This window comes from Actinocrispum sp. NPDC049592, from assembly GCF_040675465.1.
Taxonomy (GTDB): domain Bacteria; phylum Actinomycetota; class Actinomycetes; order Mycobacteriales; family Pseudonocardiaceae; genus Kibdelosporangium.
In genome coordinates, this window is the sequence record NZ_JBFAPA010000006.1 from 436,304 (window position 1) to 460,578 (window position 24,275).

General features: G+C 68.3%; 19 protein-coding genes. 5 read left to right on the plus strand and 14 right to left on the minus strand.

The genetic code is table 11. The features are described from left to right. Positions 1 to 10: 10 nt before the first annotated feature. Together AB0J95_RS18845 and AB0J95_RS18850 are read right to left on the minus strand one after the other, a co-directional pair. Complete coding sequence (locus AB0J95_RS18845; protein ID WP_364758737.1) at positions 11 to 3,280, minus strand: EAL domain-containing protein; 3,270 nt, start codon at positions 3,278 to 3,280, stop codon at positions 11 to 13. Between the two features lie 246 nt (positions 3,281 to 3,526). Next, complete coding sequence (locus AB0J95_RS18850; RefSeq protein ID WP_364758740.1) at positions 3,527 to 4,774, minus strand: MFS transporter; 1,248 nt, start codon at positions 4,772 to 4,774, stop codon at positions 3,527 to 3,529. Between the two features lie 133 nt (positions 4,775 to 4,907). Between AB0J95_RS18850 and AB0J95_RS18855 the strand changes: the two genes are divergently transcribed. After that, a complete protein-coding gene (locus tag AB0J95_RS18855) occupies positions 4,908 to 8,090 on the plus strand; it encodes a S8 family serine peptidase (RefSeq protein ID WP_364758743.1) in 3,183 nt (1,060 codons plus the stop codon). A gap of 156 nt (positions 8,091 to 8,246) precedes the next feature. Here AB0J95_RS18855 and AB0J95_RS18860 read toward each other — a convergent pair whose 3' ends face one another. The 6 genes from AB0J95_RS18860 to AB0J95_RS18885 form a co-directional block, all read right to left on the minus strand. Continuing rightward, complete coding sequence (locus AB0J95_RS18860; protein WP_364758830.1) at positions 8,247 to 9,236, minus strand: oligopeptide/dipeptide ABC transporter ATP-binding protein; 990 nt, start codon at positions 9,234 to 9,236, stop codon at positions 8,247 to 8,249. A 49-nt stretch (positions 9,237 to 9,285) separates the two neighbouring features. After that, on the minus strand, positions 9,286 to 10,311 hold the full coding sequence (locus AB0J95_RS18865) for an ABC transporter ATP-binding protein (protein WP_364758746.1): 1,026 nt from the start codon (positions 10,309 to 10,311) through the stop codon (positions 9,286 to 9,288). A gap of 4 nt (positions 10,312 to 10,315) precedes the next feature. Then, on the minus strand, positions 10,316 to 11,296 hold the full coding sequence (locus AB0J95_RS18870) for an ABC transporter permease (protein WP_364758749.1): 981 nt from the start codon (positions 11,294 to 11,296) through the stop codon (positions 10,316 to 10,318). A 70-nt stretch (positions 11,297 to 11,366) separates the two neighbouring features. Beyond that, complete coding sequence (locus AB0J95_RS18875) at positions 11,367 to 13,139, minus strand: ABC transporter substrate-binding protein (protein WP_364758752.1); 1,773 nt, start codon at positions 13,137 to 13,139, stop codon at positions 11,367 to 11,369. 50 nt (positions 13,140 to 13,189) lie between these two features. Next, positions 13,190 to 14,206: an ABC transporter permease gene (locus tag AB0J95_RS18880; protein ID WP_364758755.1), complete on the minus strand. Its 1,017-nt coding sequence runs from the start codon at positions 14,204 to 14,206 to the stop codon at positions 13,190 to 13,192. A 338-nt stretch (positions 14,207 to 14,544) separates the two neighbouring features. Beyond that, entirely contained in the window at positions 14,545 to 15,558 is a 1,014-nt protein-coding gene (locus AB0J95_RS18885; RefSeq protein ID WP_364758758.1) for a hypothetical protein, read from the minus strand. Between the two features lie 54 nt (positions 15,559 to 15,612). Between AB0J95_RS18885 and AB0J95_RS18890 the strand changes: the two genes are divergently transcribed. Next, entirely contained in the window at positions 15,613 to 16,281 is a 669-nt protein-coding gene (locus tag AB0J95_RS18890; RefSeq protein WP_364758761.1) for a TetR/AcrR family transcriptional regulator, read from the plus strand. 145 nt (positions 16,282 to 16,426) lie between these two features. On the opposite strand, the gene AB0J95_RS18895 is transcribed toward AB0J95_RS18890, so the two are convergent. The 4 genes from AB0J95_RS18895 to AB0J95_RS18910 all read right to left on the minus strand — a co-directional run bounded on the left by AB0J95_RS18895 (position 16,427) and on the right by AB0J95_RS18910 (position 19,289). Further along, entirely contained in the window at positions 16,427 to 17,839 is a 1,413-nt protein-coding gene (locus AB0J95_RS18895; protein ID WP_364758764.1) for a PAS domain S-box protein, read from the minus strand. A 17-nt stretch (positions 17,840 to 17,856) separates the two neighbouring features. Beyond that, on the minus strand, positions 17,857 to 18,231 hold the full coding sequence (locus AB0J95_RS18900; protein ID WP_364758766.1) for an ATP-binding protein: 375 nt from the start codon (positions 18,229 to 18,231) through the stop codon (positions 17,857 to 17,859). A gap of 70 nt (positions 18,232 to 18,301) precedes the next feature. Next, positions 18,302 to 18,925, minus strand: a complete 624-nt coding sequence (locus tag AB0J95_RS18905; RefSeq protein ID WP_364758769.1) for a response regulator transcription factor — start codon at positions 18,923 to 18,925, stop codon at positions 18,302 to 18,304. 10 nt (positions 18,926 to 18,935) lie between these two features. Then, a complete protein-coding gene (locus AB0J95_RS18910; RefSeq protein WP_364758771.1) occupies positions 18,936 to 19,289 on the minus strand; it encodes an STAS domain-containing protein in 354 nt (117 codons plus the stop codon). A 178-nt stretch (positions 19,290 to 19,467) separates the two neighbouring features. Here AB0J95_RS18910 and AB0J95_RS18915 point away from each other — a divergent pair, with 178 nt between their 5' ends. Next, positions 19,468 to 19,824, plus strand: coding sequence for an STAS domain-containing protein (locus AB0J95_RS18915; RefSeq protein ID WP_364758774.1), 357 nt, complete (start codon positions 19,468 to 19,470; stop codon positions 19,822 to 19,824). Here the strand turns inward: AB0J95_RS18915 and AB0J95_RS18920 are convergent. Next, entirely contained in the window at positions 19,784 to 20,653 is an 870-nt protein-coding gene (locus tag AB0J95_RS18920) for a glycosyltransferase (protein ID WP_364758776.1), read from the minus strand. The genes AB0J95_RS18915 and AB0J95_RS18920 overlap by 41 nt on opposite strands. Positions 20,654 to 20,746: 93 nt before the next feature. After that, on the minus strand, positions 20,747 to 22,102 hold the full coding sequence (locus tag AB0J95_RS18925) for a Rieske 2Fe-2S domain-containing protein (protein ID WP_364758779.1): 1,356 nt from the start codon (positions 22,100 to 22,102) through the stop codon (positions 20,747 to 20,749). 119 nt (positions 22,103 to 22,221) lie between these two features. Here AB0J95_RS18925 and AB0J95_RS18930 point away from each other — a divergent pair, with 119 nt between their 5' ends. Further along, positions 22,222 to 22,548: a plasmid stabilization protein gene (locus AB0J95_RS18930; protein ID WP_364758833.1), complete on the plus strand. Its 327-nt coding sequence runs from the start codon at positions 22,222 to 22,224 to the stop codon at positions 22,546 to 22,548. 216 nt (positions 22,549 to 22,764) lie between these two features. After that, the gene (locus tag AB0J95_RS18935; RefSeq protein WP_364758782.1) at positions 22,765 to 24,156 is read left to right on the plus strand and encodes a sugar porter family MFS transporter; all 1,392 of its coding nucleotides are present in this window, start codon (positions 22,765 to 22,767) and stop codon (positions 24,154 to 24,156) included. The last annotated feature ends 119 nt before the right edge of the window (positions 24,157 to 24,275 follow it).

Consider the following 24,275-nt stretch of genomic DNA (forward strand, 5'->3'; position numbering starts at 1 on the left):
GTGAGGCCAGTCATCCCAGCGCTCCCGTGCCCGCGCGCAGCGACGAGATGGCTCCGTTGACCGGCGGCCCGGCCTGCGGACGGCCGAGCAGGTACCCCTGCGCCTGGTCACAGCCCAGCTCGCGCAGCATGGTGAACTGGGCGATGTCCTCCACGCCCTCGGCGATCGTGGTCAGCCCGAGCGCCTGGCCCAGCCGGATCACCGCGGTGACGATCTCCCGGTCGGACGGGTCGGTGACCAGCCCGGCCACGAAGGAGCGGTCCACCTTGATGATGCTGACCGGCAGGCGCTTGAGGTAGCTCAGCGACGAGTAGCCGGTGCCGAAGTCGTCGATGCCCAGCCCGACACCCATCTCCCGCAGCTCCTCCAGCTGCCGCAGGGTCGAGTTGTCCGCCTCCATCAGGACCGTCTCGGTCAGCTCCAGCGCCAGCGCCGTCGGCTCCAAACCGGCCTCCGCCAACGCCCTCGCCACGGTGGCGGCCAGATCCGGTTGCGTGGCCTGGCGTGCGGACAGGTTGACCGCCGCGCGCAGGTCCGGCGACACCGCGCCCTCCGCACGCCACGAGGCGAGCTGGCGGCAGGCCTGCTCCAGCACGTAGGTGCCGATCGGCACGATCAGCCCGCTGTCCTCGGCGACCTGGATGAACGCGCCCGGCGGCAGCAACCCGCGGGCCGGGTCGTCCATGCGCACCAACGACTCCACCGCCACCGGCGCGCCGGAGTCCATGTCGATCACCGGCTGGAAGTGCAGCACGAACTTCTCGTCACGCAACGCCTGGCGCAGCGAGGAGGCGATCGCGACCCGGTCCACCGCGCGGGCCCGGCGCGACTCGTCGTAGATCTCCCACCGGTTCTTGCCCTGCTTCTTGGCGCCGTACATGGCCGCGTCGGCGTTGCGCAGCATCTCCTCGGGCGTCTGCGTCGTCTCGCCGTCCGACAGCGCGATGCCGATGCTCGCGGTCACCTCGACGTCGAACCCGCCCACGATCACGGGTTTGGCCAGCGCCTTGGTCAGCCGTTCAGAGATCTCCACGACGTTCTGCTCGGCGCGCAGGTCCCCGCACAGCACCACGAACTCGTCACCGCCGAGCCGGGCGACGGTGTCCGACGGCCGCACGTGGTGCTCGATCCGTTGGGCCACCTCACGAAGCACCTGGTCGCCGGTGTCGTGGCCGAGGCTGTCGTTGATGTCCTTGAACCCGTCGAGGTCGATGAACACCACCGCGGTCAGCGACGGGTGCCGCTCGGAGCGCGCCAGCACCTGCCGCAGCCGGTCCATCAGCAGCGCCCGGTTGGGCAGACCGGTGAGCGCGTCGTGCAACGCCTGGTGCACCAGGCGGGCCTCGGCCTCCCGGCGCTCGGTGACATCCTCTATCTGCGTCACGAAGTACAGCGGCGTGTCGTTCTCCGAACGCACCACGCACGCGGTGATCAGGCCCCAGACGACCCGGCCGTCCTTGTGGTAGTACCGCTTCTCCGCGTGGTACGGCTCGATCCCGCCGGCGCGCAGCCCTTCCGCGCCCATCGCGTTGTCGCCGTAGTCCTCCGGGTGGCTGACGTCCTTGACCGTCAGCGTCAGCAGCTCCCGCTCGCTGCGGCCGAGCATCTCGCACAGCGCCCGGTTGACCTGGATGAACCGCATCTGCAGATCCACCAGACACATCCCGATCGAGGCGTTGTCGAACGCCTGGCGGAACCGTTCCTGCGCCTCACGCAGCTCGCGTTCGGCGGCGCGGCGGGCGGTGACGTCGATACCCGTCGCGATGATGTGCGAGACCACGCCCTTCTCGTCGTGCAGGGCCGCGTTGGACCAGGCGACCACCAATTCCCGGCCGTCGCGCCGGATCCAGGTGTGCTCGAAGTTGCGCGGAAATGTGTCGTCGGAGACGTCGGTGAAGAATTCAGCCGCGGGCGCGTGTTGTTCCGGCGGCAGGAACAGTTCCCAGAACGGCCGGTCGGTCACCTCTTCCGCGGAGTACCCGGTGGTGATTTCACACGTCCGGTTGAACCGGATGATGTGCCCGCGCCGGTCGAACACGATGATCAGGCTGCCGGCCACGTTGAGCACCGCGTCGACGAAGTCGTGCTCGGCGCGCAGCTTCTCCTCGGAGCGCTGCTGCTCCTCGACCATCTCCTGCAGGCGCTGCGCCATGCCGTTGAACGCCTCGGCCATGTCGCCGATCTCGTCGCGGCTGCGCACGTCGTCGACCCGCCTGGTCAGATCCCCGTCGGCCAGCTCCTTGGCGCCGCGGGCGACCGCGCCGACGTCCGCGCTCATCCGCCGGGACAGCCAGACGGTCAGCAGCAGGGTGATCACGAAAGCGGCGAGGACCGCCAGCAGTGCCATGGTCCGGTCCTGGGAATCACTCGCCTGCCGCTGCTGCAGCATCAGCGTTTCCTGCTGGAACAGCGCGCCCCACAACGAGGTCAGGGCGCTCACCGCACGGTCCACCGCGCGGGCGTAGGTGGCCCGGTCGAGCTGGATCGTGCCGGCGTCGACGAAGTCGCGGGTGGTCATCGTGCCGAGGTTGGTCACGGCCATGTAGGCCAGCCGCAGCCGCGGCCCGAGGTCGTCGCGCAGGGCCTGGGCGCCCGGGCTGCCGCTGCCCGCGCGGAACGTGGTGAACAGGTCGTCCTGCAGGGCGTCCGCGTGCTGCACGAGCAGCGAGATCTCGCCCGCGACGCGGGTGCGGTCGGACAGGGAGATGTTGTTGGCGGTGATGACGTCGTCTACGTCGTCACCGAGCCGGCTGACCCGGTCGACCAGCTCCGGCGCGCGCACGACCATCGCGTCGGCCAGGTGGTAGGTCGCCAGCTCGGGGTCCGACACCAGGTTGGAGGTGGCGCCGACGTAACCGATGAGGGTGCGGACGTCCGAGATCAGCAGGGCGTGCGCGGAGTCGTTGCCCGCCTTGTCGGGCTGGGTGCCGTTCCACGTGCGCCAGTTGCGCTCCTGGGTGGCGGGCAGGGCGCTGGCGTTCAGATCGGTGCCGGTGGTGCGCAGATCCTTGCCGAGGCGGGCGTCGACGTCGATCAGCTGCGCGTAGTCCTCGTCGACGCGTTGCTTGCGGGCCTCCAGATCGCCGGCCGGGCGCTGCCCGTCGAGGACCTGGCGGCCATAGGTGCGGTGCAGGGCAAGGTCGGGCAGCAGCGCACCGAGCGGGCGCAGGTATTCCAGGCCGCGCAACTCGTTCTCGCTGAACTCGATGCGCTTGCTGTTGGCATTCAGCAGCAGATACGTGGCGGCGGCGAGCGGCACTGTGAAAGCCAGCCCGATCACGGCCAGCTTGTACCAGATGCGGGTACGCCTGCCCCGTCCCGCTGGGTCGCGCCCAGCCCTGGTTCGCCTCATGGGACGGCCGGTCGAACGCAGCACCTGCGCACGCCACCCACCTTCCCGCCGGACGCGCCGCCGGCCGCCGCAGGCAATTGGCCGCCACTTCCTGCCGAAGCCATCATCTGACCATCTAGAAGCGGATGCAACCGGCAATTTCCTCTTCGCGGGACGGACCGCTCGACGGGTAATTCATCGCTGCCCCCGTACATTGAAAACTTCCCTTGAGGAAACCGACAGGGCGCGAAGCATACGACGCAAAATACCGGAGTGTGAACGGACCCCCGTGTTGACAGGTCGGATGGCCCGGTCACCGGGCCGGATCACCGTGGGGCGAACGGCAATGAGCCCGGCCACAGCCTGTCCACAAAGGACTACGGCGATCATCACGAGTGGACCGTGCCATGATCGCACGGCGCTGTGCAACAGTCCGCACGAAAGCGCACCGAGACCCGCGATGAGGTATCCGGCGCCCTGCACCATCGCCGAGAGCGAAGTCGTCACGGCCGGATCGTCACCGGACCGCAACGGAATGCTGGTCAGCGCCAGTGCGATCCCACCCATGCCGATACCCAGGCCCGTCGCCCACACCCATGGCGCGGCCGCGGGCGCCACCAGCAAACCCGCGATGGCCAGCATCGTCGGCGCGGTCAGCCCGATGACCAGCGAGAACCGGTACCGCCGCACCCACAACGGGACCAGCCACATCATCGGCAGGCCCAGCACCATCGACAGCGCGAGGCAGCCGCCCGCGACCCCCGACGACAGGCCGGCGGCCTGCAGGATCGCCGGCAGCCAGCCCATCACCACGAACGTCACCGTCGAGGTCAGTCCAAAGTAGATGGTCAGCGCCCATGCCGTGCCGGACCGGCGCAGCGCGAACGGGTTCTGCACCGGCTGAGCTGGGATTTCCGGCATTTCCATGCCGGGCCGCCACCGCCAGAACCCGACGGCCACCAACGCCACCACCGCCCACAGCGCCAGACCGATCCGCCACGACGGCACCGCGGGCGTGATCAGCGCTCCCGCCGTGCTGCCACACCCCAGCGCCAGCGTGTAGCAGGCGCTCAGCTTGCCCTGCGATGCCCTGACCAGCACCGGAAGCACCGTGCCGATGATCGCGATCGCCAGGCAGGCCAAGGCCGTTCCCGCGATCAGCAGCACCGGCCCGTCCGCCACCCGCACGATCAACGCCAGCAACACCACGACCAGCGCGTACGTCACCGCCCAGCGAGTGCCGAGCCGCGACTGCAGCCATGGCGTGATCAACCCGCCGAACCCGCTCGCCCACAACGGAAGCGCGACCAGGATCGCGGCGATCACTCCGGTCATCCCTGGCGTTGACACGACGTCCGGCAACGCCGAGCCGAGGCTCGTCACCGCCGGGCGGAGGTTGAGACCGAGCAGGAACACCACGACCGGCGAGATGGATCTTGACACTCGGAGGACCCTAGCAGAATTTTCGAACACATGTTCGACTCGCCAGGAGTTAACCGTCAACTGGGAAGGGGCGTGAGCATCTGTCTGAACCGGTACTGATGAAGGAGCCGTCATCCGATCATCAGGAGGGTGCATGAGGGACAAGCCGACCCGGGCGATCGCCGCCGCCGCGATCGTGGCCGCGGGTCTCGCCGGACCCGCGTTACCGGCCTCCGCCGCTCCGCCAGCCCCTCCACCACCGCCATCGCCGGGCCCGGCGATGGCGGTCACGCTGGTCACCGGGGACCAGGTCCGGCTGGACTCGACCGGGTTTGCCCGCGTGCACGCGGCGCCCGGCCGGGAGAAGGTCGGCTTCCTGACCCAGCGCGATGTGCGGGGCGACGTCCACGTCACGCCGTTCGACGCGCTCGCCCAGGTGCGCTCGGGCCGGGTGGACCCCCGCCTGTTCAACGTCACCGAGCTGCTCGCCGACGGCTACGGCGACGCCGACCGCGGCGACATCCCGCTGATCGTCACCGGTAGCAAGGCGAAAGCGGCCCTGACCGTCCGCGAACTGCCCAGCGTCAACGGATCGGCGGTCCGCGCGGGCAAGAACACGGCGTTCTGGAACGCCCGGGGCGACGCCAGGATCTGGCTGGACGGCCCGATGCACGCCACGCTGGACCACAGCGTGCCGCAGATCGGCGCGCCCGCCGCGTGGAAAGCCGGATACACCGGGAAGAACACAACGGTCGCGGTGCTGGACACCGGCATCGACCCCACGCACCCGGACCTGACCGACGCGGTCGCGGAGGCCAAGGACTTCACCGGCAGCCCGAGCGGGACCGTCGACAAATTCGGCCACGGCACGCATGTGGCGTCCATCGTGACCGGCGGCAACAACCCGTACATGGGCGTCGCGCCGGACACGAAACTGTTGATCGGCAAGGTTCTCGACGACCGCGGCAGCGGCACCGAGTCGAGTGTGCTGGCCGGGATGGAGTGGGCCGCGCACAGCGGTGCCCAGGTGATCAACATGTCGCTGGGTGACGACACCCCCAGTGATGGCACCGATCTGGTGTCCGTGGCGGTCAACCGGCTCACCGCCGAGACGGGCGCGTTGTTCGTCGTCGCCGCGGGCAACAACGCCCGCACGCCAGGCTCCCCCGCGGCCGCCGATGCCGCGTTGACCGTCGGCGCGGTCGACCGAAACGACAACCTGGCGGACTTCTCCAGCCGTGGGCCGCGCTACCACGACAACGCGATCAAGCCCGAGATCACCGCTCCCGGTGTGGACATCGTTGCGGCGCTTGCGAAGGACAGCGTGATCGGCCAGACGCACCAGCACGTCGGCGAGAACCACGTGGTCATATCGGGAACGTCGATGGCGACCCCGCATGTCGCTGGGGCGGCGGCGATCCTGGCCGGCGAACACCCGGACTGGAAGGCGCCGCGACTGAAAGCGGCGCTGATGAGCTCGGCCAAGCCGAACACCTCGCTGACCGTGTTCGAACAGGGCGCGGGGCGGGTCGATGTGGCCAAGGCGGTCTCGTCCACCGTGCAGGCGTCGGTCGGCAGCATCAGCAACGGAGTCGTGCGCTGGCCGCACACCGACGACCAGCCGATCGCGAATGCGTTGCCCTACCACAACTCCGGCACGTCTCCGGTGACGTTGAACCTCGCCGCGGACGTCAGGGATCCTGCCGGAAAGCCCGCTCCCGCCGGGATGTTCACCGTCTCCCCCGCCTCGCTGACCCTCGCGCCCGGCGCTTCCGGCCAGGCGACGGTCACCACGAACCTCGCTGTGAACGGTCCGGACGGGATCTACACCGGTGTGGTCACGGCCGGGGACATCCGCACGCCGATCACGGTCACGCGTGAGGTGGAAAGCTATGACGTCACGCTGAACTTCATCAACACCGACGGCAAGCCGACGTCCGACTACGCATACCGGCTGGTCAGCTTGACCAAACCCGAGCAGTACGTGCCGTTCGACGCGTCCGGGACGGTGCACCTGCGGGTGCCCAAGGACCACTACTACCTCGAGTCGCAAGTGTTCACTGTGGACGGCAAGCTGGCCGTGTTCATCGAGCCGGACCTGGACCTGAACACCACCAAGTCGGTCACCGTCGACCCGCGGCGCGGCAAGCCTGCGGGGATCACGCTGGAACGCCCACGCGCCAGGCCCGGCGAGAAGTTCGTCGAGTTCGCGCGGTCGACCACCTACGGCGGCAAGGACTTCCTGGACACCAAGATCCAGCCCGGGGAGTACTCGGACATCGTGGTCAGCCCGTCGCAGACCACCGCCACCGGGCAGTTCCGGTACTCGGTCGGTGGCCGGTTCGCCGAGCAGGCCGAGGACGGCAGCTTCAACGCCAGCCCGTACCTGTACAACGTGCGCGCCGACGTGAACGGCCGGATGCCCACCGACCCGGTGCTTCCGGTGCGGGACAAGGACTTGGTCAAGGTCACGAGCACCCATGGCGCGACCCGCCCCGGCACCGTCGGCACCCGCGAGGACATGATCACCAAGCCGTTGCCGTACACGCTGACCGAGTACTACTCGCCGGAAACGCCGTGGGACACGTTCTTCAGCGAACAGGCCGATGGGTACGTCCGCAACCTGTTCAGCAGTGCACCGACGAGCTTCCCGCGGGTGCGCACCGCGACCGACTCGTACAACCTGGCGGTGCTCGGCCCGGACCTGCCGTCCTACCCGGGCAGGCCGACCCGGTACGCCAGCCGGGCCGGGGACACGATGATCTTCCAGATCCCGCTGTTCTCCGACTCACGCGACAACCGTGAGGGATACTCGCTCTTCACCGGGACCTCCTCGTTGTCCCGCAACGGGGTCGAGATCGGCCGGGGCACGAGCGCGAGCGGGTTGTTCAACGTGCCACCGGGTCTAGGAACCTTCCAGCTGCACGTGGACGTCACCCGGGCGGCGGCCGTGACGAGCCGGGTCGTGGCGGACTGGACCTTCACGTCCGACACCGTGCCGGATGACGCCGGGGCGCAGATGCTGCCGTTGATGGCGTTGAAGTTCGCGCCCACAGTGGACGGTCGCAACCAGGCGTCGCGTGTGTTGCCGAGCATCGTGCCGGTCTCGGTGAACCACAACCAGGGCGTCCCGGCGAAGCCGACATCCATCCAGGTCTCCCACGACCAAGGCGCATCCTGGCAACGGGCGCCGCTGATCACCCTCGACGGCAGGACGTTCACGGTCCTGTTCCACCCACCAGGCGCGAAGTCCGTGTCCCTCAAGGCCTCGGCCCAGGATCAAGCAGGCAACAGCGTCACCGAAACCATCATCGACGCCTACCTCCTCAAACCCTAACCCCCGCGTGTCCCACACCCACGGCCCCCGTGTCCCACATTCGTGGCCCCCGAAATCTCCCCCAGGACTTCGCCGGGGGGATTTCGGGGGCGCTGAATGTGGGACACGCCCTCCGTGGGTGTGGGACACGGGGGCTACGAGTGTGGGACACGCGGGTTAGTCGGCCAGGGCTTCGGCGTCGGGGATGACTTGGCGGGACTCCGGGAAGTGGCAGGCCGCGAGGTGGCCCGTGGTGGTGGATTCCAGTTGCACCAACGGGGGTTCCTCGGTGGCGCAGATGTCCTGGGCCTTCCAGCAGCGGGTGCGGAACCGGCAGCCGGAGGGCGGGTTGATCGGGGACGGGACGTCACCGGTCAGCCGGATGCGCTCGCGGTGCTTCTCGCTGTCCGGGTCGGCCTCGGGCACCGAGGACAGCAGCGCGTGGGTGTACGGGTGGTGCGGGTTGTTGTAGAGGTCCGCGCGGTCGGCGATCTCCACGATCTTGCCCAGGTACATCACCGCGATGCGCTGCGAGAAGTGCCGGACCACCGCCAGGTCGTGCGCGATGAAGACGAACGCGATGCCCATGTCGCGCTGCAGGCGCTGCAACAGGTTCACCACCTGAGCCTGGATCGACACGTCCAGCGCGGACACCGGCTCGTCGGCCACGATCAGCTTGGGCTCCAACGCCAACGCCCGGGCCACGCCGATGCGCTGCCGCTGGCCGCCGGAGAACTCGTGCGGGTACCGGTTGTAGTGCTCCGGGTTCAGGCCAACCGTCTCCAGCAGCTCCTGCACCTTCTTGTGCCGGCCGCCGGGCGGGTTGATGTTGTTGACCTCCATCGGGCCCGCGATGATGCCGCCCACGGTGTGCCGCGGGTTCAGTGAGGAGTACGGGTCCTGGAAGATCATCTGGATCTCGGGCCGGATCGGCGCGAGCTGCTTGCGGCTGGCGTGCGTGATGTCCCGGCCGGCGTAGGTGATCGTGCCCTCGGTCGGTTCCAGCAGCCGCGCGATCAGCCGCCCGGTGGTGGACTTGCCGCAGCCGGACTCGCCGACCAGGCCGAACGACTCGCCCTCCCGCAGGTCCAGGTCGACGCCGTCGACCGCCTGCACCACACCGACCTTGCGCTTGATGATCGAGCCGCCGCGCACCGGGAAGTGCATCTTCAGGCCGCGTGCCTCGAGCAGTGTCTCAGTCACTGTTTGTTCCACCTCAGCCCAGCCGCTGCTGGATCTCTTCCGTGAAGATGAGCCGCTTGTCCGAAGTGGACAGATGACAGGCGGAGCCGTGCCCCCTCGCCGGCTCCAGGTCGGGCCGCTTGGTCACGCACAGGTCGCCCGGCACCCGGGAACGGAAGTCGCAGCGCGGGTGGAACGGGCAGCCGGACGGCGGGTCGATCAGGCTCGGCGGCGTGCCACGCACCGGCACCAGCGGCACCTCGACGTCACCGCTCAGTGACGGGATCGACGACAGCAGGCCCCAGCTGTACGGGTGTTCCGGCGCCTTGAGCACGTCCCGCACGGTGCCGCGTTCCACGCACCGGCCCGCGTACATCACCAGCACGTCGTCGGCCATCTGCGCCACCACGCCCATGTCGTGGGTGATCAGAATGATGGCCGTGTTGAACTCGGACTGCAGGTCCCGCAACAGGTCCAGGATCTGCGCCTGCACGGTCACGTCCAGCGCGGTGGTCGGCTCGTCGGCGATCAGCAGCGCCGGGTCGCAGCACAGCGCGATCGCGATCATGGCGCGCTGCCGCATGCCGCCGGAGAACTGGTGCGGGTAGTCGTCCACCCGCCGGTCCGGCTGCGGGATGCCGACCTTGGTGAGCATCTCGATGGCCCGCTTGCGCGCCTGCGACTTGCCCGCGCCGGTGTGCCGACGGTAGGTCTCGGCGATCTGCTCGCCGACCGTGTAGTACGGCGAGAGCGAGGTCAGCGGGTCCTGGAAGATCATCGAGATCTGGTTGCCGCGCAGCCGCTGCAGCTCGCTCTCCCGCGCGCCGACGAGCTGCTTGCCCTCGAAGGTGATCTCGCCGCTGACCGCGGTCTTCTCCGGGTTGTGCAGGCCGAGGATGGCCAGGTTCGACACGCTCTTGCCGGAGCCGGACTCGCCGACGATGCCGAGCGTGCGGCCCTTGGTTAGGTCGTAGGACAGCCCGTCGACCGCCTTGACCACACCGTCCTCGGTGGAGAAGTGCACCTTGAGGTCGCGCACGGACAGGATGACGTCGTTCATATCTTCAGGACACCTTGATCCGTGGGTCGATGGCGGCGTAGACGACGTCGACGATGATGTTGCAGACGACCACGGCGGTCGCGGCCAGCAGCACGACGCCCATCATCATGGGCAGGTCGGAGTTGAGCACCGAGTTGACCGCCAGCTGCCCGACGCCGACCAACCCGAACGACTGCTCGGTGATGATCGCGCCGGCGAACAGGGTGGCCACGTCCAGGCCGAGGATGGTGACCACCGGGATCATCGCGCCGCGGAACGCGTGCTTGACGTAGACCTGGCGCGTGCCAAGGCCCTTGGCCCGCACGGTGCGCACGAAGTCCTCGTTGAGCACGTCCACCATGGACGAACGGGTGAGCCTGGCGTAGTAGGCCACGAAGATGATCGACAGGCACAGCCAGGGCAGCAGCAGCCCGGTCGCCCACTGCAAGGGGTTGTCCCAGAACGAGACGTAGGTCGGCCGGGGCAGCAGGTCGGTGCTGTAGACGAAGATGTACAGGAAGAACGGCGCCAGCACGAAGATCTGCATGGACCCGCCGATCACCGCGAAGCCCATCGCCAGCTTGTCGGCCAGCTTTCCCTTGCGCAGCGCGGCCCACATGCCCAGGCCCACGCCGAACAGCAGGAACAGCACCACCGCGCCGATGGCCAGCGACAGGGTCACCGGCAGCCGGTCGGCCACGGTCTGGAACACCGGCTGGCGGTTGACGAACGAGTAGCCCAGGCACGGCGCCGAGCAGTACGTGTCGCCGATCTGCCGCCCGCCGAAGATCCCGCCCATGAAGATCGCGTACTGCACCAGCACCGGCTTGTCCAAGCCCAGGCTGTGGCGGATCTCCTCCATGATCGCGGGGGTGCACGCCTTGCCGCAGGACAACGCGGCGACCTCACTGCCCGGTACTGCGAAGAACAGCAGGAACGTGATCAGGCTGATGATCGCCAGGATGACGATCCCGCCCAGCACGCGGCGGACCAGGAATGCCAGCATCGGAAGGTTTTCTCTCCAGGGGTGCGCCCGTGCCGGGGCGGCGGGCCCGCCGCCCCGGCACGGTGTCGCGTCAGGACTTCAGGAAGAGGTTGTTGATGTTCATGACGTTGTGCACGTCACCGGAGCCACCGCCCACGTTGGCCCCGACCATCACCTGGCGGCGCTGGTACACGTAGGGGATCTGGGGCACCTGCTCCATGATCTTCTTGTCCAGCTTGTTGAACTCGGCGCCCTGCTCGGCCGGGTCGTTGATCTGCATGATCCGGTCCAGCTCGGCGTTGATCGCCGGGTCGTTGATGTGGCTGTTGTTCGGCCGGCCGTCACCGATCTTGCGGCCGTCGTACAGCTCGCCGTACACCGTCACGCCGGTCGGCCAGTCCGGGGCCCACGCGGACCAGTACAGGTCCAGGTTGTTGTCCTTCTTGTCCCGCGTGTTGAGGTACGCCTTGGACTGGATCGGCAGCTTGTTGACCTTGAAGCCGGCCTTCTCCAGGCCGTCGGCGACCACGAGGGCCTCCTTCTCCGCGCTGGGAGTCTGGGTGTAGCCCAGGGAGATCTCGTAGCCGGACTTGCCCGCGTCGGCCAGCATCTTCTTGGCCTTCTCCGGGTCGCCCTTCGGGTCGACGTCGGTGACGCCCGGCAGGTCGTACTTCTGCCAGCCCAGCAGCGCCGGGGAGCCCACCGTGGTGGCGTAGTCGCCGTAGTACGGGCCACCCTGCGTGGTGCGCGCCGCCTCCTTCGGGAACGCGACCAGCAACGCCTTGCGGACGTTGATGTCCTTCACCCGGTCCATGTTGATCGAGTACACGTTGACCTGGGAGGTGGGCAGGTCGATGACCTGCGCCTTGAGCTTCGGGTCCTGCATGACCTGCGAGAGCCGCTCGGGCGCGACGGCCGAGTAGATGCTCGACGAGTTCTTGTCATCGCCGGCCGAGGCGGACAGCCGGTCGGTGACCTCGGTGATCTGCGGGCCGAACTGGTAGGTGTACGAGTCGGCGTACTGGTGGCGGATCGGGTCGGTGGCCGGGTCCCAGTTCTCGTTGCGGACCAGCTTCAGGCTCTTGTCGACCTCGTGCGCGGCGACCTTGTACGGACCGGTCGCGATGGCCGACACGTCCTGGTCCATCGCCTCCTTGGTGTCCTTGGCCTCGGGCACCGGCACGGTGGTGGGCAGCGCCGCGGCGAACGGGAAGTCCGGGCGGGGCTTGGAGAACTTGAAGATGATGGTCTTGTCGTCCGGCGTCTCGACCTTGTCGTCGCCGAGCTGCTTGCCTGTCTCGTACGGACCCGCGTAGACCTTGGAGAAGTCGTCGCTGTCGGCCAGCCACGTCTGGATGTACGGGAAACCCTGCGCGTACTTGGTGGAGAAGGCGCGCGAGACGGCGTACTTGACGTCCTTGCTGGAGATCTTGGTGCCGTCGGCGTACTTCACGCCGTCCTTGAGGGTGTACTTCCAGCTCTTGCCGCCGTCGGTGCTCTGCCCGGTGTCGGTGGCCAGGTCGCCGACCAGGGTGGTCTTGTCACCGTCGATCTTGTACATGGTCAGGCGGCGCAGGATCATCTCGGACGTGGTCATGTCCGGCGACGAGTTGGTGTTGGCCGGGTCGTAGTGCGTGAGGTCCTGGCGCCACAGGATGTTGATGTTCCCGCCCTTGCGGAAGCCCTCGACGTCCTTGGCCGGTCCCTTGGACTGCGAGCCGTCCTTGTCCACCGACACCTTGGCCTCGGCGACCTTCGGCCCGGCGGGGCCTCCGGCGTTCTGGCCGCCCGCGCTGCACCCGGCGGCGACGAGTGCCGCGGTGACCGCGACCACCGTCGTACCCACTAGCTTCGTGCGTTTCACATCTCTCTCCCTGTTACTCAATGCGCCGGGAATGGCCTAGCGGTGTTGGTCTACCGGTGGGACTTGGGGTCCAGCGCGTCCCGGACGGAGTCGCCGAGCAGGTTGAACGCGATCACGAAGATGATCAGCGCGATGCCCGGGAACGCCAGGTAGGTGATGTCGGTCTGCAGGTAGTCGCCGCCGTCGTGGATCATCCGGCCCCAGTCCGGGGTCGGCTCGACCATGCCGACGCCCAGGTAGGACAGCGCGGCCTCGGTGGTCACCATCGCCGGCACGTCCAGCGTGGCCACCACGAGGATCGGCGTGAACAGGTTGGGCAGCAGCTCCTTGAACACGATCCGGCGAGTTCCCGCCCCGGACACCCGGGCCGCCTCCACGAACTCGCGCTCGCGCAGGGACAGCACCTGGCCGCGCAGCAGCCGCGCGATGCGGGTCCAGCCGAACACGGTCAGCAGCAACACAAGCGCGCACGACCGCAGCCAGACCGGCGCCTCCTTGCCGGGCGCCACGAACAACGCGAGCGCCACCGGCATGAACGCGATGTAGAACAGCGTCGACGGGATGGCCAGCAGGATGTCGATGATCCGCCCGACGATGTAGTCGGTGCGCCCGCCCAGATAGCCCGCGGCGATGCCGATCACCGTGCCCAGCACGGTCACGATGGCCACCACCACGAGGGCGATCAGCAGCGACGTGCGGATGCCGTACACCAGCTGCATCAACACATCCCGGCCCAGGCGCGGCTCGAGCCCGAACCAGAACTCCGAGTCCATGCCGCCGTTCGGCTTGACCGGGATGCCGGTGTCGGTGAGCAGCCCCGGGCGGTCCAGCCCGTAGTGCGTGTCCGGGTTCTTGCCGTACAGCCAGCCGATCACCGGCGCGCCGAGCCCGACGACGAAGAAGAAGAGGACCACACAGGCGGAGATCACGCCGGTCTTGTCCCGGCGGAATCGGCGCCAGGCGAGCTGCCCCGGCGACCTGCCCGCCGGTGGCTTGCGCTTGCCCCCGGGTTGGCCACCAAGAGCGGCTTCTCCGGACGTCAGCTCTGTCCGAAGCAGGTCGGCCACGTGCCCCCCGATACCCAATTATCCGAAAGATTTGGCGAGAATTTACGGTGGGTGACAGTACCCGTCAAGCGCCGACGGTGGGGAATCGGGTCACGAAATGGACTCCCGCGTCATCACGTCGTGACCTGCGGTGACAGCGAACCCGAAAGACCGGGGCAGACGGGTGCCATAGATTTCCGCTCTGACCGGCAAGTACCCAGCGTGATCACCGCCACCGGAAAAACATTCCCAGATACGTAGCGTGGCGAACCAACCCGGCTGTGTAATCACCCAAGCAGGGCATCGGGCCGCCCTTAACAAGAAACACACCGCACCGGAAACTCCGAAACAAATCCGGGCTACTTCACGCCCGCCGCGAACCGGGCGGCGATGGCGTCGAAGACCGCCTTCGGCTCCCATGTCATGTCCGGATATCGGACGCCTTTCTCGCCATCCAGGACTTTGACCGCGCCGTAGCTCGCCAGGTCCAGATCGCGCCGCGGCCCGGCCGCGGACACCGCCTCGTAGCCGGCGAAGGTGAACCAGAACGCGCCGTGCACGTCCTGCGCCTCGAAGACGTCCATCGACTCCTCGAAGTACGCCCGCTGAACGGTTTCGTCGCGGACGTAGTCGCCGTTGAGCACGCGCGGCGTGGCCGAGTAGTCGATGATCGCCCAGCCCATGCCGCCCGCCTCGGCCGCACTCTGGTAGGTGCAGCAGCCGAACTCCGTGATCACCAACGGTTTTCCGTGTGTGGTGTGCTCGCGGACGCGTTCGGCGTACCGGTCGGCGTTGCCCGCGTCGCGGTACAGGTCGACGCTCGCGAAGTCGAAGCCCGACCAGTCGATCTCCTCCCAGTCGCCGGAGGCGTACGTGATCCCGCCGCTGAAGTTCTTTCTTGCCTGCTTGAGGAGACCGGCCAGCATCCGCGTGAAATCGGTCTCCGGCGTGAAGTTCGCCCAGGCTTGGGGGTCCATTGCGTTGCGGAGACGTTCGAAGAGGACTTCGCCGGGGACGAAGCCCTTGCAGAACAAGGACATTTCGCAGCCGAGGACGAGCACGGTGTGGTGGTCGCGCTGCCAGATCTCTTGTGCGGCACGGGCACAGCGTTCGAAGTAGGGCTCTAGTTGTGCGGGTGTCAGGTCGATCGGGAAGGGTGCGAACCAGACCTGCAGTCCCGCGTCGATGGCGGCGTGCGCGGCCTGCGTGATGCGGTCCGGGTCGTCACCGCTGATCCGGACCGCGTTGCAGTGCAGGTCGGTGGCGATGATCTCCAGTTCTCGGCGCACGGCGGCCGGGTCGAACTCCACGCGGGACCGGTCGCCTGTCGCGCCACCGAAGCCGGTGTCGTAGTTGATGCCTTTGAGCTGCATGTTCCCTCCAGAATGTACGTTGTACACTCCACTGTACGCGGTACACTCCGGGTGATGGCAACTTCACTTGTGTGGCACTATCCCGAGCCGCCGGGACGCAAGCATGCGCTGACTCGGGCGGAGGTGGTGCGCGCCGGGATCGCTCTCGCTGACGCTGAGGGGGTCGCGGGGTTGACTATGCGCGGGGTCGCCGACGCTCTCGGCGTGTCCACCCCGATGTCGCTGTATCGGTATGTCTTGAACAAGGATGGGCTCGTTGACCTCATGCTGGACGCCGTGTCCGCTGAGGTGGACGTCCCGGCCGAGCCGGGTCCGGACTGGCGGGCAGATGTCCGGGGTGTCGCGTTGGGTCTGTGGCGGATGATCGGCAGGCATCGGTGGTATGCGGAACTGGTCGACAGCCGGCCGCCGTTTGGGCCGAACACCATGCGGCGGGCGGGTTATCTGCTTACGGTGCTGCAGAACGCGGGCCTCACCCCAGCGGTCGTGTACGCGTCGCTGGTGGACAACTACGTGACTGGCACGGCGATGAGTGTGAGTCGGGAGATCGCCATGCTGCAACGGTTTGGGATCGCCTCGACTCAGGATCTTCAGGCGTACACCGGGGAAATGGCCAACGACTCACTGGTGGAGTGGGTTCAGGACATGCCTGAGATGACGTCCGATGAGCGCTTCGAGCTTGGGCTGGACTGTTTGCTGGATGGGATCGGCGCTCGTCGCTAGGTAGGGCGCCAAAGAAAAGAAAGAGATGTCCTCGCCGGACGGGCAGGCCGCCAAGAGCGGCAAGGGATCCTTCGGATCCTTGTGGTTGGGTTGGTTGCGTGTCCTGTCTGGGGGCGGGCACGCGCGGGAGGTCTGGGTGGGTGGGTCATGGGGTGGGGGTGGGGAGCCAGAATTCTATTGTTGTGCCGCCTGTTTCCGGGGCTTTGATGGTGAGCCAGCCTTCGGCGATCTCGGCTCGTTCGCGCATCTCGATCAGTCCGAAGTGGTCACTGGTGGGTGTGCGGGTTGCGGCGGGGCCAGGGCCGATTCCGTTGTCGTGCACTTGGACGAGGATGCCGTTGTCGGCTGTTTTGACCGTCATGTCCACTGTGGATGCTTGTGCGTGTTTGCGGGTGTTGGTCAGGGCTTCCTGGCAGATGCGGAAGAGGGTTATCGCGGTTTCTTGTGGTGGGTCGGCGGGGAGGGTGTAGGTGAGGGTGTGGGGGATGCCGGTGGCGGCCAGGAGGTCCTTGAGGGTGTCGGCGAGGCCTTGGTCCAGTGGAGGTGGCTGGAGGTGGCGGACGAGGTCGCGCAGGCGGGTGATGGTGTCGCGGACGGCGTCGTCGAGGGCGGTCAGTTCGGCGGCGTGGTGGGCGGGGAGCTTGCCGGCGAGCAGCTGCAGGCGCATGGCCACGGACACCATTGCCTGGATCGAGTCGTCGTGCACGTCCCAGGCGATCCGGCGGCGTTCGGCCTCCTGCGCCTCGACCATGTGGGCAAGCAGGCGGCCGCGGTCGCTCAGGGCTCGTTCGGCGGTCCGTCGTTCGGTCATGTCGCGCGTGACCTTGCCGAACCCGCGCAGCTCGCCCGAGTCGTCATACAAGGCGGTGATCACGACATTTGCCCAGAAGCGGGTCCCGTCCTTACGCAGCCGCCAGCCCTCGTCCTCCAACCGGCCCTGCGCCACCGCGATTTCCAGCTCACGTTCCGGTTTGCCCGCGGCGAGGTCCTCGGGCGGGTAGAACACCGCGAAATTCCGGCCCAGGATCTCGTCGGCCCGATATCCCTTGATCCGCTCCGCACCGGCATTCCAGCTGAGCACTGAACCATCGGGATCCAACATGAAAATCGCATAATCGACGACGTCCTGGACCACCAGGCGGAACCGTTCCTCGCTGGCCCGCAGCGCCTCCTCGGCCGCGCGTCGCTCGGTCATGTCGCGCGTGACCTTGCCGAACCCGCACAGCTGCCCGGAGTCGTCATACAAGGCGGTGATCACGACATTTGCCCAGAAGCGGGTCCCGTCCTTACGCAGCCGCCAGCCCTCGTCCTCCAACCGGCCCTGCGCCACCGCGATTTCCAGCTCACGCTCGGGTTTGCCCGCGGCGAGGTCCTCGGGCGGGTAGAGAACCGCGAAGTTCCGGCCGATGATCTCCTCGGCGCGATATCCCTTGATCCGCTCCGCACCGGCATTCCAGCTCAGTATCGAACCAGTGGGATCCAGCATGAAAATGGCATAGTCCACCACGCTCTGGACCATCAGGCGGAAAGCGTCCGGCGCCGGGGCGGGGGTCGTCACCGCTCCAGCTTGGCACGTCAGCCGGCGGCCACCAGCTCACACCACACGATCTTGCCGCCCGGAACGGTGGACGCGCCCCATTCCTTGGACAGCCGCTCCACCATCGGCAGGCCCCAGCCGCCGTCCTGGCCGGACTCGCGGATCTCGGGCAGCACCGGGTTGGTGTCCTGGACCTCGACGCGCACGCGGTTGCCGCCCCCGCACAACCGGAGCACCGGATTGCCGGACCCGTGCAGCAAAGCGTTCGTGACCAGCTCGGACACGACCAGGACGACATCGTCCAGCCACGGGCCGGTCACCGTCGACCGGACCAGCTCACGGGCCGCGCCGACGCTGGCCGGATCCCGGGATAGCCGCAGCTCGACGTCGTACCGCACGGCAAAAGTGTCCACCCAAGCACTGTCCGGTACACCTTCCCCAGCCACGAGACGCATGCGCAACAGTCGCTCTAGTGCAAATGCATCAGTCGAGCATGCCCTCACGCCGGGCGATCGCCACCGCCTCGAGCTGCGAGCGCGCGCCGAGTTTCTCGAGGATCCGCTGAACGTGGTTGCGCGCGGTGTTGCGGGCCACGCCGAGCCGTTCGCTGATGTCGGCGGTGTTGTGCCCCTCGGCCAGCAGCAGCAACGTCTCCCGTTCGCGTGGGGTCAGCGCGGCGTTGCTGCCCGGCACGCGACCGGTCAGCCGGGCCAGCACGCTCGCCAGCAGCGTTGGGTCGAACACCGCCTCACCGGCGGCCACCTTCCGCACCGCGCCGACGAGTTCCTCCAGCCGGGACGTCTTGAGCACCAGCCCCGAGCCGCCCGCCTCGGCCACGCGGGTCGCCACGGCAGCGGTCGCTTCACCGGTCAGCACCAGGACACGGGCGCCGGTGACGGCCGTCAGGTCGCTGATCGCCTCGACGCCGTCACCGTCGGGCAGGCGGCGGTCCAGCAGGATCAGGTCGGGGTCACAGCGTTGCGCGAACGCGGTGGCGATGGAGTCCGCGCGGGCCACCACCGAGATACCGTCCGCCTGGTCGAGGGCCAGCCCGATCGCCTCGGCCACCATGTCGTGGTCCTCGACGAGCAGCACCCGGATCGGCATGGTCGCCCGGCTAACCGCGGACGGCGTCGTCGACCGTCCCGAACACGGCGAGCACCTGGTCCAGGCCGGAGATGGTGATCGCCCGGTGCGCGATGGCGCCACCGTCGGCGACCCGCAGCGACCGCCCGGCCTGCTCGGCGTCCCGGTGCGCGCTCAGCAGCACGCTCAGCCCGATCGACCCCATGAACGTGACATCCCGCAGGTCGACCACGACCTTCGAGCTGCTCCCGGCCAGCGCCTGGGCCACCGCCTGGGCGAACTCGTCGCTGGTGGCCAGGTCGATCTCGCCGGCGACCTGCACGATGGTCGCATCGGACTCCTGCGCCACCCGGTACCGCAGCAGCAACGCGCCGCTCTCACCCACGGCGTGCTCCCTTCCCGCTGCGACGCCTCACCGTCGGTAGCCGTTCGTGACTGGTCAGTAACGAAGGTGCGTTACATTATCCCGACCTCCCCCACGGGCACCACAGCCAGGCGAGGGTTTCAACATCCCGGACGCCGGGTACCTGGGCGCCCGAAGGTGAGACGTTCGGGAGGAAGCGATGCTGGACCCATCGGGGCCTGAGTTCGGCTTGTCGTATGAGCACACCACTGTGGGCGACACGGCCGTGCTCGACCTTCGCGGCGAGATCGACCTCGCGACCGGCGCGGACCTCAGCGCGCAGCTCGACCGTGCCCTGGCCGGGGTGCCCGGCCTGCTGGTGGTCGACCTGTCCGCGGTGGACTTCCTCGGTTCGGCCGGGTTGTCCGCGCTGATCGCGGCCCGCGACAGCGCGGAACGCCAGGGCACTCAGGTCCGCCTGGTGTGCAACCGGACCACGCGCCGCACGATCGAGCTGACCGGGCTGACCCAGCAGTTCACGCTGGCCGACGACCGGGCTGCAGCGCTCGAGCGCTGATCACCTGCGCCTGCGGGACGGGGCGCACGAAGCAGCCGAGCGAGGCGGACTGCGCCTCGATGTCCTCGGGTGCCGACGGCGGGAACAGGTGCTGCGCGGCCAGTTCGGCCGAGCAGGCCATCGCCCGCCATCCGCCCTGCTCGTCCAGGCTGACGGTGATCATGTTCGGCGCCACACACTGCCACGGCAGGTGGGCGGTGAAGAAGTTCGCCGGCAGCAACACATCGGGGTCGCAGAACACCACGGTGTCGTAGCGCGCCCGCCGCAGGCCGACGCCGTGCGCGGGCACCGACGGCCATTGGTTGTTACGCAGCACCGACACCCGCCACTCTCGGCTGCGCACCTGGACCGGCAGCGGGCTGGCGTCGTCCACGACGATGCACTCCCACTGCGGCCGGGCGAACATCGCGGTGAAAGCCGCGATGACCGACTTCACGGTCGCGTCGATGGTGCCGTGCGCGTTGCGCGCCGGGATGATCACGCTCACCCCACTGTCCACCGCGGACACCGGGTCGATCAGGCCGGCGGCGTCGCCGAGCAGCCAGTGGCTGCGGCTGCTGCCCGGCCAGCCGAGCAGCTGCGCCAGCTCGTTGATCGGGCCATGCAGGTCGGTCACCGGGACGGCGTCCTCCGCGCCGGTGTCGCCGCGCGGGCAGAGCATGCACATGGCCGAGACCACGCGCTTGCTCGTCACGACGCGGTTGAGCGTGGCCGTGGACAGCGGATGCCAGGTGCGGACCTGGCGGTGCCGCGCGGCCCGGCCGGGCGCCGCGATCCGCAGGGTGTCACCGTGCATGCCGTCGAACTCGACGGCGAGCTCCCAGAGCATGGTGCCCCTCCCCGGTGGTCTCGCCCTTGAGCTGCGAGAACAAGCCTGGCAGAGGCACCTTGCAAGGATCTTGAACGTCCTATGTAGACACTGTCAGCCCCAGGTGCGCGCCTGGGCCTGGAGGTGGCCCTGCTCGACCCGGGTGTCGAACACCGGTTGCGGGGCGGTGGCCGGACCGTGCACGACAGCGCCGTCCATCAGGCCGAACGTGCTGCCGTGCCACGGGCACTCGATGCACAGTTCGCCGTCGTTGCGCAATGTCCCGTCGCTCAGCGGGCCACCCGCGTGGCTGCACTTGTCCGCCAGCACATAGAAGTCGTCGCCGTCGCGCACGACGACCACGGGCACGTCACCGACGAGCCGCCGGGTGGGCTGCCGCTGCGGGTAGTGGTCGGCCGGGCCGAGATCGGACCACTCCGTAGGGCTGACGTACGGGACGTCCTGGGCGTGGTTGGTCCCCATCGCGTGGCGGAACGACAGGTGGCCGCCCAGCATCGCGCCCGCGCTGACCAGGGTCAGCCCCAGCAGCGCCTCGCCCTTGCCGGACATCCGGTGGCCGCGCAGCCGCGCCCACAGCGACGAGATGTAGCACAGCAACCCGGCGCTGTTCACCAGCGCGTGCACGAGCCCGGTCCGGCGTTGCTCCGGGGTGGCGTGCGTGTAGTCGGCCGCACCTGCCGCCGCGGTCGGCACGCTGGCCAGCACGCCGAGTCCAATGAGGACACCGGGCGCGTGCTTGTGCCTGCCCGGCATGAAGTCCAGCACGGTCGCGCTCATGTACATCCCGATCGGGAACTGCGCCAACGCGGGATGCACCGGGTGGCCCAGCCACGTGCCGTGCAACAGGTCGCGCAGCTTGCGGGACGGCAGGATCTTGCCGATCACCGTCTGCAGCAGGGATGCGGGCTGGTCCAGCACGGTCATCTTGGCCGGCATGTCCAGCACGCCCCGCATCGACGGGCTTTCGTGGGAGATCTCGGCCTTGACGCGTTCGACAACGGCCGGATGCCCAAGGGGCAACGGGGCATCCCGGCGGTCACCGTCGCCGGCCCAGCTGTGCGCGATCACGCGGACGCGCACGCCTTCCTCGGCCATCGCCCGGATCCGGCTCGCCTCATGCTGTTGCCACACCGCGTCCGCGGCCCGCGCCTCGGCCGCCGACACCGTCCGCTCGGCCGCGGCGGGATCCACCAGCAGCACCGACCGCACGGTGTTCGCGTGCTCGCGGCCCAAGGTCATCGCCGCGGGCACCGAGGCTCCGGCGGCGACGATGTCGACCGGCCCGGTCAGCTGGTCCAGCGCCGCGCGTGCCTCGCCCCAGAAACCGTCGGCGCCTCGTCCGCACCAGACCACCTTCCGGCGTTCCCCCAGGTCCCGCCAGGTGGCCGGCAGCTCGCCGTGGACGGGCGCCCCGATGGGATCGAGTACCAGGACAGTTCCACCGAACACGACTCCTCCTCATTCGCCGCGGAATCCATGTGCAACGGGTGCCCGCCGTGCGCTGCGGCAAACGGTTGAACGCCGCGACATCCGGGTACTGCCAGTTCAACGACGAGAGGAGGCAGGCGATGCCGCAGGCATGGAGCAAGAAGCGGGAACGCCAGTACGAGCACATCAAGGAGTCCGCCGAGGACCGGGGCGCGAGCGAGCGCCGGGCCAAGGAGATCGCTTCCCGCACCGTGAACAAGAACCGCGCCCAGTCCGGGGAGTCCAAGACGGCCAGCCGATCCTCCGTCAAGGACAAGTCGCCGCAGCAGCGCGGCGGGCAGCGGTCCGGCAAGAACGGGCCGAAGGGCCCTACCCGCGACCAGCTGTACAACGAGGCACGCCAGCGCGGCATCAAGGGCCGCTCCAAGATGACGAAGAAGCAGTTGGAGCGAGCACTCGGCCGCTAGGACCAACGCAATTTTCTCATTTGTGAACCAGACATTCCTTCGAGACGGGCCCGGCCATTCAGCTCTCCGCCGGGCCCGTTTCGTCTGCTAGTCTCCGAACACCATATGAACGACTAGCGAGAATTGTCCCTACGACTCCGCCGCCACCTTGAGTACATATCGGGTTCGACGCTGCCTGAAAACAGCGCCGAAACGTGGAAAACGGGTGATTCGGACATGGCGGAAGTGAGTTCCGCGCCACCGGCGCGGCACATCGGCCGGACCACGCTGTACTTCTTCGGTGCCCTGGGCGGCATCCTGTTCGGCTACGACCTGGGCGTGATCTCCGGCGTGCTGCCGTTCATCAGGAAGCTCTGGGGGCTGTCCGCGCTGGACCAGGGCATCATCACCGCGAGCCTGTCGGTGGGCGCGATCGTCGGCGCGTTGCTGTCCGGCCGGGTCAACGAGCGGTTCGGCCGCCGCCGCACGATCATGCTGGCGGCGGTGATCGTGATCATCGGCACCATCGCGGCGAGCCTGTCGCCGTCGTTCTTCCTGCTGGTGGTCTCGCGGCTGGTGATCGGGCTGGGCATCGGCCTGTCCTCCTCGACGGTGCCGACGTACCTGTCCGAGCTGGCGCCGGCCAGGCTGCGCGGCGCGATGGGCTCGCTCAACCAGATCTTCATCGTGCTCGGCATCCTCATCGCGTTCCTGACCAGCTACTGGCTCGGCCCGACAGCGGACTGGCGGCTGATGTTCGCCGGGGCGATCGTGCCCGCCGTGATCCTGCTGCTCGGCCTGAACATCCTGCCGGAGTCGCCGCGCTGGCTGGTCAAGAACGGTGACGAGGACGCCGCCCGCGCGGTGCTGGTCAGCGCGCACGGCAGCGACGCCGACGTCGAGGCCGAGATGCAGACCATCCGCGAGGTGGTGGCGCTGGACCGGGAGAAGGGCCGGTTCCGCGACCTGTGGCAGCCCTGGGTGCGGCCGATGCTGATCGTCGCCCTGCTGCTGGCGATCGGCCAGCAGTTCAGCGGGGTGAACGCGATCAACGCGTACTTCCCGACGATGCTGATCAGCCTGGGCTTCGCCACCCAGGCCGCGCTGCTGTCGGGTGTGCTGCTGGGCGTCACGAAGTTCCTGTTCACCGCGTGGGTGGTGTTCGTGGTGGACCGGTGGGGCCGCAAGCCGCTGCTGCTGATCGGCAACGTGATCATGGTGATCACCCTCGGCCTGGCCGGGTGGACCGTGCTGAGCGTGACCGACAAGAGCACGGTTGGCGTGCTGATGCTGGTGCTGATGGTGCTCTACCTGGTCGGCTACGAGCTGGGCTGGGGTGCCGTGGTGTGGGTGATGATGGCCGAGGTGTTCCCGCTCAAGGCCCGCGCGGCCGGCATGGGCATCGCGAGCGTCGTGCTGTGGGCCGCGACCGGCATCGTCAGCGCGGTGTTCCCGCTCATCTCGGCGCCCGGCGCGCTGGGCATCGGCGGGTCGATGTTCGTGTTCGCGGGCATCAACATCGTGCTGTTCGTGCTGACCAAGTGGCTGGTCCCGGAGACCAAGGGGCGCAGCCTCGAGCAGATCGAGCTGGACCTGCGGGCCCGCTCGGGGGCCACGACCAAGGCCTGAGCCCTCCCCGGCGCGGGGACGTGGCCTGCCCGCCAACCCGGAGACCAACACCAAACGGTGCTTCCCGGTGCGGTGGGCCAAGAAGAACCACGCCGAGCGGACCGACTACTTCCACAAGT